The organism is Allokutzneria oryzae, assembly GCF_042429765.1.
In the GTDB taxonomy this organism is placed as follows: domain Bacteria; phylum Actinomycetota; class Actinomycetes; order Mycobacteriales; family Pseudonocardiaceae; genus Allokutzneria; species Allokutzneria oryzae.
Genome location: NZ_JBHLZU010000011.1, coordinates 175,766 through 188,412 on the forward strand (window position 1 = coordinate 175,766; position 12,647 = coordinate 188,412).

At 72.0% G+C, this 12,647-nt stretch carries 13 protein-coding genes; 10 read left to right on the forward strand and 3 right to left on the reverse strand.

The genetic code is table 11. The features are described 5' to 3' along the window. Positions 1-34: 34 nt before the first annotated feature. The 3 genes from ACFFQA_RS14740 to ACFFQA_RS14750 are packed head-to-tail and all read left to right on the forward strand — an operon-like array spanning position 35 to position 2,507. Positions 35-1,072 carry an NAD-dependent epimerase/dehydratase family protein gene (locus tag ACFFQA_RS14740; protein WP_377852503.1) on the forward strand — a complete coding sequence of 346 codons (1,038 nt, stop codon included), beginning with the start codon at positions 35-37 and terminating at the stop codon, positions 1,070-1,072. A 20-nt stretch (positions 1,073-1,092) separates the two neighbouring features. Next, positions 1,093-2,064: a lysophospholipid acyltransferase family protein gene (locus ACFFQA_RS14745; protein WP_377852504.1), complete on the forward strand. Its 972-nt coding sequence runs from the start codon at positions 1,093-1,095 to the stop codon at positions 2,062-2,064. Positions 2,065-2,114: 50 nt separating this feature from the next. Continuing rightward, a complete protein-coding gene (locus tag ACFFQA_RS14750; RefSeq protein ID WP_377852505.1) occupies positions 2,115-2,507 on the forward strand; it encodes a YbjQ family protein in 393 nt (130 codons plus the stop codon). 4 nt (positions 2,508-2,511) lie between these two features. Here ACFFQA_RS14750 and ACFFQA_RS14755 read toward each other — a convergent pair whose 3' ends face one another. From ACFFQA_RS14755 to ACFFQA_RS14765, 3 genes are all read right to left on the reverse strand, one after another. Continuing rightward, positions 2,512-3,411, reverse strand: coding sequence for an HAD family hydrolase (locus ACFFQA_RS14755; RefSeq protein WP_377852506.1), 900 nt, complete (start codon positions 3,409-3,411; stop codon positions 2,512-2,514). A 117-nt stretch (positions 3,412-3,528) separates the two neighbouring features. Next, positions 3,529-3,687, reverse strand: a complete 159-nt coding sequence (locus tag ACFFQA_RS14760) for a hypothetical protein (protein ID WP_377852507.1) — start codon at positions 3,685-3,687, stop codon at positions 3,529-3,531. Positions 3,688-3,765: 78 nt separating this feature from the next. Continuing rightward, on the reverse strand, positions 3,766-4,407 hold the full coding sequence (locus tag ACFFQA_RS14765) for a sigma-70 family RNA polymerase sigma factor (protein WP_377852508.1): 642 nt from the start codon (positions 4,405-4,407) through the stop codon (positions 3,766-3,768). A 214-nt stretch (positions 4,408-4,621) separates the two neighbouring features. Here ACFFQA_RS14765 and ACFFQA_RS14770 point away from each other — a divergent pair, with 214 nt between their 5' ends. The 7 genes from ACFFQA_RS14770 (at position 4,622) to ACFFQA_RS14800 (ending at position 12,566) form a co-directional block, all read left to right on the forward strand. After that, positions 4,622-6,070: an AMP-binding protein gene (locus tag ACFFQA_RS14770; RefSeq protein WP_377852509.1), complete on the forward strand. Its 1,449-nt coding sequence runs from the start codon at positions 4,622-4,624 to the stop codon at positions 6,068-6,070. Between the two features lie 161 nt (positions 6,071-6,231). Further along, entirely contained in the window at positions 6,232-7,389 is a 1,158-nt protein-coding gene (locus tag ACFFQA_RS14775; RefSeq protein ID WP_377852510.1) for an acyl-CoA dehydrogenase family protein, read from the forward strand. Positions 7,390-7,397: 8 nt separating this feature from the next. Further along, a complete protein-coding gene (locus tag ACFFQA_RS14780) occupies positions 7,398-7,634 on the forward strand; it encodes a glutaredoxin family protein (RefSeq protein WP_377852511.1) in 237 nt (78 codons plus the stop codon). A gap of 363 nt (positions 7,635-7,997) precedes the next feature. Further along, entirely contained in the window at positions 7,998-8,720 is a 723-nt protein-coding gene (locus tag ACFFQA_RS14785; protein WP_377852643.1) for a redox-sensing transcriptional repressor Rex, read from the forward strand. Then, on the forward strand, positions 8,717-10,084 hold the full coding sequence (locus ACFFQA_RS14790; RefSeq protein ID WP_377852512.1) for a glutamyl-tRNA reductase: 1,368 nt from the start codon (positions 8,717-8,719) through the stop codon (positions 10,082-10,084). Before ACFFQA_RS14785 ends, ACFFQA_RS14790 begins: the two co-directional genes overlap by 4 nt. Further along, the gene (gene hemC / locus ACFFQA_RS14795) at positions 10,081-11,016 is read left to right on the forward strand and encodes a hydroxymethylbilane synthase (protein WP_377852513.1); all 936 of its coding nucleotides are present in this window, start codon (positions 10,081-10,083) and stop codon (positions 11,014-11,016) included. Before ACFFQA_RS14790 ends, hemC begins: the two co-directional genes overlap by 4 nt. Before the next feature lie 20 nt (positions 11,017-11,036). Further along, positions 11,037-12,566: a bifunctional uroporphyrinogen-III C-methyltransferase/uroporphyrinogen-III synthase gene (locus ACFFQA_RS14800; RefSeq protein ID WP_377852514.1), complete on the forward strand. Its 1,530-nt coding sequence runs from the start codon at positions 11,037-11,039 to the stop codon at positions 12,564-12,566. Positions 12,567-12,647 lie beyond the last annotated feature (81 nt).

The window sequence follows — 12,647 nt, forward strand, 5'->3', positions numbered from 1 at the left end:
TCCCATCCTTCATCGCCAGTGCCCAGGGAGTCGCATGGCGCCCAACGTCGTTCTCGTCACCGGGGTCAGCCGTTTTCTCGGCGGCCACCTCGCCGCGCGGCTGGCCGCGAACCCGGACATCGAACGCGTGCTCGGGGTGGACACCGTGCCCCCGCCGCGCGACCTCCTCCGCCGCATGGGGCGGGCCGAGTTCGTCCGCGCCGACATCCGCAACCCGCTGATCGCGAAGGTCATCGCCACCGCCAAGGTGGACACCGTCGTGCACGCCTCGCTCTCGGCCAACCCGGGCGCGACCGGCCGCACGGCGATGAAGGAAATGAACGTCATCGGCACCATGCAGCTGCTGGCCGCGTGCCAGAAGTCCGACCTGGTGCGCAAGTTCGTCTTCAAGTCCACCACCGCCGTCTACGGCTCCAGCCCGCGCGACCCCGCGGTGTTCACCGAGTCGATGGGCCCCAAGGACCTGCCCTCCTCCGGCTACGCCAAGGACGCCGTCGAGGTCGAGGGCTACCTGCGCGGGTTCGGCAGGCGGCGGCCGGACGTGACCATCTCGACGTTGCGGTTCACCAACTTCATCGGCCCCCGCATCGACACGGTGCTCACCCGGTACTTCGCGCTGCCGGTGGTGCCGACGGTGCTCGGCTACGACGCGCGGGTGCAGCTGCTGCACTCCGAGGACGCGCTCGCGATCCTCGAACGCGCGACGCTGCACGACCTGCCCGGTGTGTTCAACGCCGGGGCGGACGGGCTGCTGCTGCTCTCCCAGGCCATCCGGCGCGCTGGACGGGTACCACTGGCGGTGCCCAGCTTCGCGGTGCAGCCCTTCGCGCAGGTGGTGCGCGGAGCGCGGCTGGTCGACTTCTCACCGGAGCAGATGCGGTTCCTGAACTTCGGCAGGGTGGTCGACACCTCGAAGCTGCGCGAGGAGTTCGGCTTCAGTCCCAGGTGGACCACCCAGCAGGCGTTCGACGACTACGTGCGCGGCCGCGGTCTGCGGCCGGTGCTCGACCCGGAGCTCGTCAACGATGCCGAGCGGGGCATCCGTGGAGTGCTGGCCCGGTTGGGCCGATGACCAGTGAGGGGGTGACGACGATGGCAGAGGCACGAGTGATCCCGATCCGCTCGGTGGCGCGCAAACAAGAGGGAGCTTCGCCGGTGCGACCGGTCCCACCGGTCGAGGAGGCACCGCCTCCGCGGCCGGAGCCGGAGCGCGAGGAGTCCGCGTGGGAGCGCGGGCTGAGCGACGCGCTCGCCTTCGTGCGCAAGCGCATCACCGGTGACTACGAGGTCGACGAGTTCGGCTTCGACCGGGACCTGACCGACAACGTGCTGTTCCCGCCGTTGCGGCCGCTGTACGAGAAGTGGTTCCGGGTCGAGACGATCGGCCTGCACAACGTGCCGTCCGAGGGCGGCGCGCTGCTGGTCGCCAACCACTCCGGCACGCTGATGCCGATGGACGCGGTGATGACGGGCCTCGCGGTCCGCGACCACCACCCGGCCGAACGGCACCTGCGGATGCTCGCCGCCGACCTGGTGTTCAAGTTCCCGGTGCTCGGCGCGCTCGCGCGCAAGGCGGGTCACACGCTCGCGTGCAGCCCGGACGCGGAGCGCCTGCTGCGCAACGGTGAGCTGGTCGGTGTCTGGCCGGAGGGCTTCAAGGGCATCGGCAAACCGTTCCGCGACCGCTACAAGCTCCAGCGCTTCGGCAGGGGCGGCTTCGTGTCGGCGGCGTTGCGCACCGGTGTGCCGATCATCCCGTGCTCGATCGTGGGCGCCGAGGAGATCTACCCGATGATCGGCGACGTGAAGGCGCTGGCCCGCCTGTTCGGGCTGCCGTACTTCCCGGTGACGCCGTTCTTCCCGCACCTGGGGCCGCTCGGCATGATCCCGCTGCCGTCGAAGTGGTACATCGAGTTCGGTGAGCCGATCCCGACCGCCCAGTACGAGGCGGGCGCGGCGGACGACCCGATGCTGGTGTTCAACCTGACCGACCAGGTCCGCGAGACCATCCAGCAGACGCTCTACCGGCTGCTCACCCAGCGCCGCAACGTCTTCCTCGGGTGAGTCCGTCGGGTTCCGCCGTGCGACCGGGACGGTGCGGTTAGCATCGCGCGGTGAACCAACCGATGCCGCCGCAGGCACCACCGCCGCCGCCCATCCTCGTCAGCACCATGAACGACGTGCCCGGATACCAGGTCGTCCGGGTGTGCGGTGAGGTGTTCGGCTCGACCGTGCGCAGCAGGAACGCCTTCTCCGACATCGGTGCCAGCTTCAAGGGCATGTTCGGCGGAGAGCAGGCGGGGTACACCAAGCTGCTCAACGACTCCCGGTTCGAGGCGGTCAACCGGATGCGCCAGAACGCCGCGGGCATGGGCGCCAACGCCGTGCTCGCGATGCGGTTCGAGAGCGGCGAGATCATGCCGGGCAGCACGGAGATCACCGCCTACGGCACCGCCGTGTTCATCGTCCCGCAGGAGCAGCAGGGCCCGCCGCCCGTGCAGCGCTGACGACTCAGAAGCGGCCCCGGCGGCGGTAGGCCATGCCCGCCGCCAGGGCGCCCGCCAGTGCTCCGGCGCCCAGGACGGAGGGGACGCCGATGCGCGCCGCCTTGCGGCCCGTTCTGAAGTCCCTGATCTCCCAGCCACGGGCCCGCGCCACGTCGCGCAGGCCCTGGTCCGGGTTGACCGCCACCGCCGTGCCCACCACCGAGAGCATCGGGACGTCGTTCACCGAGTCCGAGTAGGCCGTGCACCGCCGCAGGTTCAGGCCCTCCCTGGCGGAGAGCGCGCGGACCGCGTGCGCCTTGCCCGGGCCGTGCAGCAGGTCGCCGACGAGCCGTCCGGTGTAGACCCCGTCGACGCTCTCCGCGACCGTGCCGAGCGCCCCGGTCAGGCCGAGGCGGCGGGCGATGATCCGCGCCAGCTCCACCGGGGTCGCCGTCACCAGCCACACCCGCTGGCCCGCGTCCAGGTGCATCTGCGCCAGCGCACGGGTGCCCGACCAGATCCGGTCGGCCATCAGCTCGTCGTAGATCTCCTCGCCGAGGGTGACCAGCTCGTCGACCTCACGGCCCGCCACGAAGGACAGCGCCTGCTCGCGGCTGCTGCGGATGCCCTCGGCGTCCTCCTTGCCGCCGACCCGGAACTTCAGCTGCTGCCAGGCGAACCCGGCCAGGTCGGAGGTGGTGAAGTACTTCCTGGTCGCCAGCCCCCTGGCGAAGTGGAAGATCGACGCGCCCATCATCATCGTGTTGTCCACGTCGAAGAAGGCGGCCGCGGTCAGGTCCGGGGGAACGACGAGCGAAGCCTCCAGCTCCGCTGCGGCCGCCGCGGCCTCGGCGGAGGCCTCTCCCGCCAGGATCGCCCGGTCCTCCCGGTCCGAGTGGCCAACACCCCTGCGCCACAGTGGCACCTCAGCGCCTCCCGGTCCTCGTTCGTCGCGGCTGGCGGCACAGCGCCCGAGGGGCCGGCCGATGACCCGCACCAGGGTAGCGAGCGACCCGAGTGCCGGACGTCAGGACTGATCGAATCACCAGGTGTCGGCGCCCACTGTCCCCTCGTGGCGGGCGGCGTTCAGCTCGGCGAGCACCCTCGCCAGGATCCGGTCCTTCGTCTCCTGGTCAGGGGCGTCACGGGGTGCGGCGCGGCGCAGCAGCGCCACCACCTCGGCCTCGCGTTCGGAATCCACCGCCGTCGTCCTCCCAGACTGGACAAACGACGTGATACCGGATCGGTTACGCGACGATCAAGCCTTCGTGCCGGGCGGCTACTGCAGGCCCCGCGGGATCAGCTGGGCGAGCTTGCGCACCGCGCGGTGCTGGAGCGCCTTGACCGCGCCCTCGTTGCGCCCCATCGCCTCAGCGGTCTCGGCCACCGACAGGCCGTGCAGGAACCGCAGGACGATGCATTCGCGCTGGTCGGTGTTGAGCTGCTGCACGCAGCGCAGCACCTCGGCGTTGGTGGCGTCGCGGACGACCGACTGCTCGGGGCCCGCGTGCTCCTCGCGGGTCTCGCCGAGCTCCGCCGTGGGCACCTCGAAGCGGTACCTGCTGGACTTCACGTGGTCGAGGACCAGGTTGCGGGCGATGGTGACGAACCAGGCGCCCACGTCGCGGCCCTGGTAGCTGACGGTGCCGATGCGCCGCAGCGCGCGCAGGAACGTCTCGCTGGTCATGTCCTCGGCCAGCGCGCGGTCGCCGAGCCGGAACAGGACGTAGCGGTAGACCACGTCGACGTAGCGGTCGTAGAGCTCGCCGAAGGCCGCCGTGTCGCCGTCCTGGGCCGACTCGACGAGCTGCCAGGCGTCGGTCACGGAAAGCTCCTCCGGTGGCGCGTCCGGCACCGGCCGCAGGGCCGTTCTCCTCGTCGAGGCAAGCCCCGAGCAGGGCTCGCCCAGTGGTTGGGGCATCCGCCGCTCCCTTGCTCCGCTGCGTGAGGACGGCCACGCCGCCCGGGGCGGTCGCCGAAGCATACGTCTTACTACTCGTCGGTAGGTAGTGCTGCGTCTCACTGGAAGTGAGACGCCCCCCGGTCGGATGCGTGACGTAGCACACCCGTGACAGACTTCGCGTCCCGGGTAATCCGCCTTCGGAGCCCGGAGCTCGTCCAGTAGGAGGTCGCGCATGCCCACCGTCGTCAACGTCGCCGATCTGGTGCGCGCGGCCGCCCAGCGGGGCGCGGCCCACCCCGCGCTGGTCGACGCGGCTGACGGGCGCACGCTCACCTGGTCCGAGCTCGACTCGGCGGTCAGCTCCGAGGCGGCGCGGCTGCGCGCCGACGGTGCCCGGCCGGGCGACCGGGTCGCGGTGAAGCTGCCGACGGGCCTGCCGTTCTGCGTCGCCGTGCTCGGCGCGCTGCGCGCGGGCTGTGCGGTCGTCCCGCTCGGCCCCGGTGTCTCCCAGCGCGAGCAGGAGCGGGTGCTCGCCGACAGCGGCGCGCGCATCTTGATCGACTCCGAGGACGTTCCGTCGCTGGACACCTCCTTCGAGCCCGGCGACTCGGTGAACGGCGGCGAGGACCTCGCCGTGCTGGCCTACACCTCCGGCACCTCCGGAACCCCGCGCGGGGTGATGCTGTCCCACCGCGCGTTGCTGGCCAACACCGAGCAGTGCTCCGCGCTGCGCCCGTCGCCGGTGACCGCCGCCGACCGGGTGCTGCTGGCGCTGCCGCTGTTCCACGCCTACGGCCTCGGTCCCGGCCTGTTCCAGGTCTGCGCCAGCGGGGGCACCGGCGTGCTGCTCGCGCGCTTCGACGCCGAGGCCGCGCTGGACGCGATCGAGAACCACCGGGTGACCACGCTCGTCGGGGTCCCGCCGATGTACACCGTGCTGCTGCGCCAGCCCGCCGAGGTGCTGCGCGAGCGGCTGGCCACGGTCCGCGTGTTCACCTCCGGCGCCGCGCCGCTGGACTTCGAGGTCCTGCGCGCGATGCGCGAGGTGACCGGCCTCGACGTCTACGAGGGCTACGGCCTGACCGAGACCGGACCGGTGCTGACCACGACCCTGGGCACCGGGCGGATCAAGCCCGGGTCGGTCGGCCAGGCGCTGCCCGGCGTCGAGGTGCGGCTGGTCGACTCCGACGGGATCGCGCTGCCGGACGGCGCCGAGATGGGCGAGGACGCCGAGAGCACCGGGCTGGTGGCCGCTCGCGGTGCGAACCTGCTCACCGGCTACTGGCCGGACGGCTCGGACGGGCCCGACGCCGACGGGTGGTTCCGCACCGGAGACGTCGGCTACTTCGACTCCGACGGCGACCTGCACCTGGTGGACCGGGCGGGCGACCTGATCATCGTCAACGGCTTCAACGTCTACCCGCACGAGATCGAGTCCGTGCTCGCCGAGCTGCCCGGCGTGCGCGAGGCCGCCGCGGTCGGCGTGCCGGACGAGAGCACCGGCGAGGCGGTCAAGGTCGTGATCATCCGTGCCGACGGCAGCGACCTGGACGCCGCGAAGGTCCTCGCGCACTGCGCGGAGCGCCTTGCCAAGTTCAAGGTGCCGACCGCCGTCGAGTTCGTGGACGCGCTCCCGCACACCGCCACCGGCAAACTCGCCCGCCGCCAACTCCGCACCTGACCCCCGCTCTACCGCCATTCGCGGGCTTATGGACGTTTCTCGCGCTCCGCGGACGTCCATAAGCCCGCGAATGGCATCCGGGAACAGTTGGACTTCCGAGTATCGGTGGCCCCACAATCGGGCGGTCGAGTTCTCGATGACCGCGTGGAGGACCTGCCGCGATGAGCGCGCCCGTGATCGAACGCCAGCTGCCCACCGAAGAAGCAGCCGAGCTGCTCGTGCTCACCAGGGAGATCGCCCAGCGCGAGCTCGCCCCGAAGGCGGCCGAGGCCGAGGCGGCCGGTGAGTTCCCGCGCGAGGCCTTCCGCACCCTCGGCCGGGCCGGGCTGCTCGGCCTGCCGTACCCGGAGCGCTACGACGGCGGTGGTCAGCCCTACGAGGTGTACCTCCAGGTCGTCGAGGAGCTCTCCCGCGCGTGGCTGGCGGTCGGCCTCGGTGTCAGCGTGCACACGCTGTCCTGCCACGCCCTCGCCGGTTTCGGCACCGAGGAGCAGCGCGAGCGCTGGCTGCCCACGATGCTCGGCGGCGAGAAGCTGGGCGCCTACTGCCTCTCCGAGCCGCACAGCGGCTCCGACGCCGCCGCGCTGCGCACCAGCGCGAAGGCCGACCAGAACGGCAACTACTCGGTGCAGGGCACCAAGGCGTGGATCACGCACGCGGGCGCGGCCGACTTCTACACGCTGCTCGCGCGGACCGGCGACGACGGTCCGAAAGGGATCACCGCGTTCCTGGTGGACGCGGACACCCCCGGCATCTCCGTGGCGCGGCCCGAACGCAAGATGGGCATGAGGTCCTCGCTCACCGCGCAGGTGGTCTTCGAGGGTGCGGAGCTGCCGGGCGACCGCAGGCTGGGCGCGGAGGGCCAGGGCCTGAAGATCGCGCTGGATGCGCTGGACGCGGGCAGGCTCGGTATCTCGGCGTGCGCGGTCGGGGTGGCGCAGGCGGCCCTGGACGTCGCGGTCTCCTACGCGCGGGAGCGGACCGCGTTCGGCAAGGCGATCGGGGAGTTCCAGGGCGTGTCGTTCATGCTCGCCGACGCCGCGGCCGGTATCGAGGCCGCCCGGCAGCTCTACCTCTCCGCCGCCCGCCGCAAGGACGCCGGTCAGCCGTTCTCCACGCAGGCCGCGATGGCGAAGCTGATCTCCACCGACATGTGCATGAAGGTCACCACCGACATGGTCCAGGTGCTCGGCGGCGCCGGGTACGTCGAGGACTACCCGGTGGAGCGCTACATGCGCGAGGCCAAGGTGCTGCAGATCGTCGAGGGCACCAACCAGATCCAGCGGATGGTGATCGGGCGCTCCCTGCTCAGGGGATGATGGGCCGCATGTCTCACGAGGTGACGCTGATGAGCCGGGCCGACTGCCACCTGTGCGAGGTCGCCAAGGGGGAGCTGGCCCGGATCTGCGGCGAGCTCGGGGTGCGGTGGTCGGAGGTCGACGTGGACACCGACCGGGAGCTGCGCGCGGAGTACGGCGACCGGGTCCCGGTGATCCTGGTCGACGGCGTCGAGCACGGCTACTGGAAGGTGGAGGAGGCCCGGCTGCGGGCCGCGCTGGGCTGAGTGCCCCCCGGCGGAGAATCCCGGTTTTCCGCGAAATACCTGTTCGGGTGATTGCCCGACTGCGCTGGTCCGAATGCCCATCGGCGCGGAGAGTGGTCCGCGACCTGCGTTTGACCGGGTATTGTGCGGCTGGTTACGTCGCTTGCCCACGACTTTGTGCCTGCGTTCACAAGCGGCTACCGTGTGGATGTCGCCGATGCGGCTCGGAGCGGAAGATCCCACCTTCGCCGACGTCAGCTGCCGGGCGACCCATTCTCAGAGTCGGTGAGGGAGAGCAGCGTGGCGGCGCAGCGGGACCAGGGGCACGAGGTCGCGACCGGCACGCCCAGCGCACGCCGCGCCAACGGAGAGCAGGCCGCCGCCATCGCCGATGTCCCCGCCGCCAGGGAACGGGCCAGGGCGATCCCCGAGGCCGCCGTCGCCCGTCTCGCCGTCTACCTGCGGGTTCTCTCCGGCATGGCCGAGGAGGGCGTCAGCACGATCTCCAGCGAGGAGCTGGCGGCCGCGGCCGGGGTCAACTCGGCGAAGCTGCGCAAGGACCTCTCCTACATCGGCTCCTACGGCACCCGCGGCGTCGGCTACGACGTGGACGTGCTGGTCAGTGAGATCGAGCGCATTCTCGGCCTCACCCGCAAGCACAGCGTCGCCGTTGTCGGTATCGGAAACCTCGGTCACGCGCTGGCGAACTACGGCGGATTCCCGAGCAGGGGCTTCCCGGTCGCCGCGCTTTTCGACGTCGATTCCGACCTGATGGGCGTTCCCGTCGGCGGTATTCCGGTCGAGCACATCGACGACATCGAACAGGTCTGCCGCGACCGCGAGGTCACCATCGGCGTGATCGCCACGCCCCCCTCGGTGGCCCAGGACGTCTGTGATCGTTTGGTCTCCGGCGGCGTGCAATGCATCCTGAACTTCGCACCGGTCGTTCTCGGGGTCCCCGACCACGTCGAGGTGCGCAAGGTCGACCTGGCGGTGGAGATGCAGATCCTCTCCTTCCACGTCGCCCGCCGCGCCGACGAGGCGCAGGCCGAGGCGAACGTGGACGGCACCCAACTCAACGTGGACGGGGTGGTGATGGGTCAATGACCCTGCTCGCCGTTGGTCTGTCCCACCGCACCGCGCCCGTCCGCGTCCTGGAGCGCGCCGCCGTCACCGGCGACGAGGCCGGGAAGCTGCTGGACGAGCTGCTGCGCTGCCCCAACGTCTCCGAGGCCGTGCTGGTCTCCACCTGCAACCGCGTCGAGGTCTACGCGGTCGTCGAGGCCTTCCACGGCGGTCTCGCCGACGTCTCCGGCGTGCTGGCCAGGCAGGCGGGCACCGACGTCGGCCAGCTGTCCTCGCACCTGTACGTGCACTACGCCGCGCGCGCCGTCGAGCACCTGTTCCGGGTCGCCGCCGGGCTGGACTCCATGGTGGTCGGCGAGGCCCAGATCCTCGGCCAGCTGCGCTCCGCCTACGGCCAGGCCGACGCGGCGGGGACCGTCGGCAAGGTGCTGCACGAGCTCGTCCAGCAGGCCCTGCGGGTCGGCAAGCGCGTGCACAGCGAGACCGGCATCGACCACGCGGGCGCCTCGCTGGTCACCGAGGCCCTTGCCGACGCGGCCGAGGTGCTCGGCACGCTCTCCGGCCGCCGCGCGCTGATCGTCGGCTCCGGCGCGATGGGCGGCCTCGCCGCCGCGCACCTGCGCCGCGCCGGCGTCGCGGAGATCGTCGTCGCCAACCGCACCCCGGCCAACGGGCAGCGGCTCGCGGGCACCATCGCCGCCGAGGGCGTCGCGTCGCGGGCGACCGGCCTCGCCGACCTGGCCGTGGAGCTGGCCGAGGCCGACGTGGTCTTCGCGTGCACCGGCGCCACCGAGGTGGTCATCGACGCGGGCATGCTGGCGGGCGCCAGGCGCGACATCGTGCTCTGCGACCTCGGCCTGCCCCGCGACATCGACCCGGCCGCCGCCGAGGTCCCCGGCGTGCGCGTGGTGGACCTGGAGAGCCTGCAGCTCAGGCTCAGCGACGCCGAGGCTGGCACCGACACCCGCATCGCCACCGAGCTGGTCGCCGAGGAGGTGCGCGGCTACCTCGCCGCGCAGCGCTCCGCAGCGGTGACCCCGACGGTGACCGCGCTGCGCCGCAGGGCCGCCGAGGTGGTCGACGCCGAGCTGCTGCGGCTGTCCTCGCGGCTGCCCGACCTGTCCTCCGACGTGCGCGACGAGCTGTCGCAGACCGTGCGCCGCGTGGTGGACAAGCTGCTGCACACCCCGACCGTGCGGGTGAAGCAGCTCGCCTCCGCGCCGGGCGGCTCGGACTACGCGGACGCGCTGCGCGAGCTGTTCGCGCTCGACCCGCAGGTGCCCGTCGCGGTCGGCGCCCCCTCGGAGCAGGCGGCCGCCGACCTCTCCTCCTTTGCCCACAGTGCCCAATTCGGACAGTCCGAACAGGACGGTGATATCCGGTGAAGCCGAGACTGCGGATCGGGACGCGCGGTAGCGCGCTCGCTCTGGCGCAGACCGGCCTGATCGCCTCCGCGCTGGAGCGCGCCGGCGCCGAGATCGAGATCGTGACCGTGAGCACCCCGGGAGACCGGTCGAGCGCTCCGATCGCGGAGATCGGGGTCGGGGTGTTCACCTCGGCGCTGCGCGACGCGCTGGCGGCGAACGAGATCGACGTGGCTGTGCACTCCTACAAGGACCTGCCGACCGCGCCGGACCCCCGGCTCGTGCTGGCGGCGGTGCCCTCCCGCGAGGACCCGCGGGACGCGCTGTGCGCCAGGGACGACCTGACCCTCGGCGAGCTCCCTCCTGGCTCGACCGTGGGCACCGGATCGCCGCGGCGCGCGGCCCAGCTGGAGGCACTCGGCCTCGGGCTGACCGTGCTGCCGTTGCGGGGCAACGTGGACACCCGGCTCGGCAAGGTCACCTCCGGTGAGCTGGACGCCGTCGTGCTCGCCCGTGCCGGGCTGGCCCGCCTCGGCCGGCTCGACGCGATCACCGAGACGCTGGACCCGTTGCAGATGCTGCCCGCGCCCGCACAGGGCGCGCTGGCGGTGGAGTGCCGGATCGACGACGTCGATGTGGAACACCTGATTCGGTCCACATTGGACGATGAGGCCAGCCGTGCCGCGGTTACCGCGGAGCGCGCGCTGCTCGCCAGGTTGGAGGCGGGTTGCAGCGCTCCTGTCGGCGCGCTGGCCGATGTGGTGGAGGACCTCGACGACGAGGGGCGCACCGTGCTGCGCCTGTCGTTGCGGGGAGTCGCGGGAACCCAGCACAACGGGTTGCTGCGCGCGTCCGCCATCGGAAACACGACAGCTGCTGAGCAGCTCGGCCGCGCGGTGGCCGAGGAACTGCTCGACCTCGGGGCCGCGGTGCTCAGCGGCCCCGGGGAGTGAATGGGAATGGGGATTGCCTGATGACCCGCGCTCGCAAGACCCCAGGACGGGTTGCCTTCGTCGGTTCCGGACCTGGTGATCTCGGTCTGCTGACCGTCCGGGCCCAGGAGTTGCTGACCAGGGCCGAACTCGTGGTCACCGACCCCGACGTGCCCTCGGACGTCGCCGCCCTGGTGCCCGAGACAGCCGAGGTGCGGCCCGCGGTCGGCGACCCCGCCGACGTGGCCAAGGACCTGGTGACCGAGGCGAAGAACGGTCGCTCGGTCGTCCGGCTGGTCGCCGGCGACCCGCTGACCGCCGACGCGGTGGTCGAGGAGGCCTCCGCCGTCGCCAAGTCCACCGTCGCCTTCGACGTGGTGCCCGGTGTCGCCGCGGGGACCGCGGTGCCCGCCTACGCCGGCGTCGCGCTCGGCGCGGTGCACACCGAGGCCGACGTGCGCGGCAGCGTGGACTGGGCCGCCCTGGCCAGCTCGCCGGGCACCCTGGTGCTGCACGCCGCGGCCAGCCACCTCGCCGAGACGGCGTCCTCGCTGGTGGAGCAGGGCCTCGCGCCGCAGACCCCGGTCGCGGTGACCACCGAGGGCACCTCCTGCGCCCAGAAGACCATCGACACCGCGCTGGCCTCGCTGGCCAACGACGCCGGTGACCTGAACGGCCCGCTGGTGGTGACCGTCGGCGGCGCCGTCGCGAACCGCTCCAAGCTGTCCTGGTGGGAGTCGCGGGCGCTCTACGGCTGGCGGGTCCTGGTGCCGCGCACCAAGGAGCAGGCGGGCGCGATGAGCGAGCGCCTGCGGTCGCACGGCGCCATCCCGGTCGAGGTGCCGACGATCTCGGTGGAGCCGCCGCGCAGCCCCGCGCAGATGGAGCGCGCGGTCAAGGGCCTGGTCGACGGCCGCTACCAGTGGGTGGTGTTCACCTCGACCAACGCGGTGCGCGCGGTGTGGGAGAAGTTCGCCGAGTTCGGCCTGGACGCCCGCGCCTTCTCCGGCGTGAAGATCGCCTGCATCGGCGAGGCCACCGCGGCCAAGGTCCGCTCCTTCGGCATCATCCCCGAGCTGGTGCCCTCCGGTGAGCAGTCCAGCGAGGGCCTGCTCGCGGAGTTCCCGCCGCACGACGACATCCTGGACCCGGTGGACCGGGTGCTGCTGCCGCGGGCGGACATCGCCACCGAGACGCTGGCGGCAGGGATGCGCGACCGCGGCTGGGAGATCGACGACGTCACCGCGTACCGCACCGTGCGCGCGGCCCCGCCGCCCGCGGAGACCCGTGAGATGATCAAGACCGGTGGCTTCGACGCGGTGTGCTTCACCTCGTCCTCCACCGTCCGCAACCTGGTGGGCATCGCGGGCAAGCCGCACGCCCGCACCCTGGTGGCGTGCATCGGCCCGCAGACGGCCGAGACCGCCAAGGAGTTCGGCCTGCGCGTTGACGTGCAGCCGGAGCTCGCCCAGGTGCCCGCGCTGGTGGACGCGCTCGCCGAGCACGCCAACCGGCTGCGCGCCGAGGGGGCGCTGCCTCCTCCGCGCAAGACCAAGCGCGCCCGCCGCTGACCGGTTCTTCCGTAGTGCCATCGCGGCCCCAGGCGCCTCTGCGCCTGGGGCCGTTTCGGCTTTCCTGAGAAAGGGAGTACA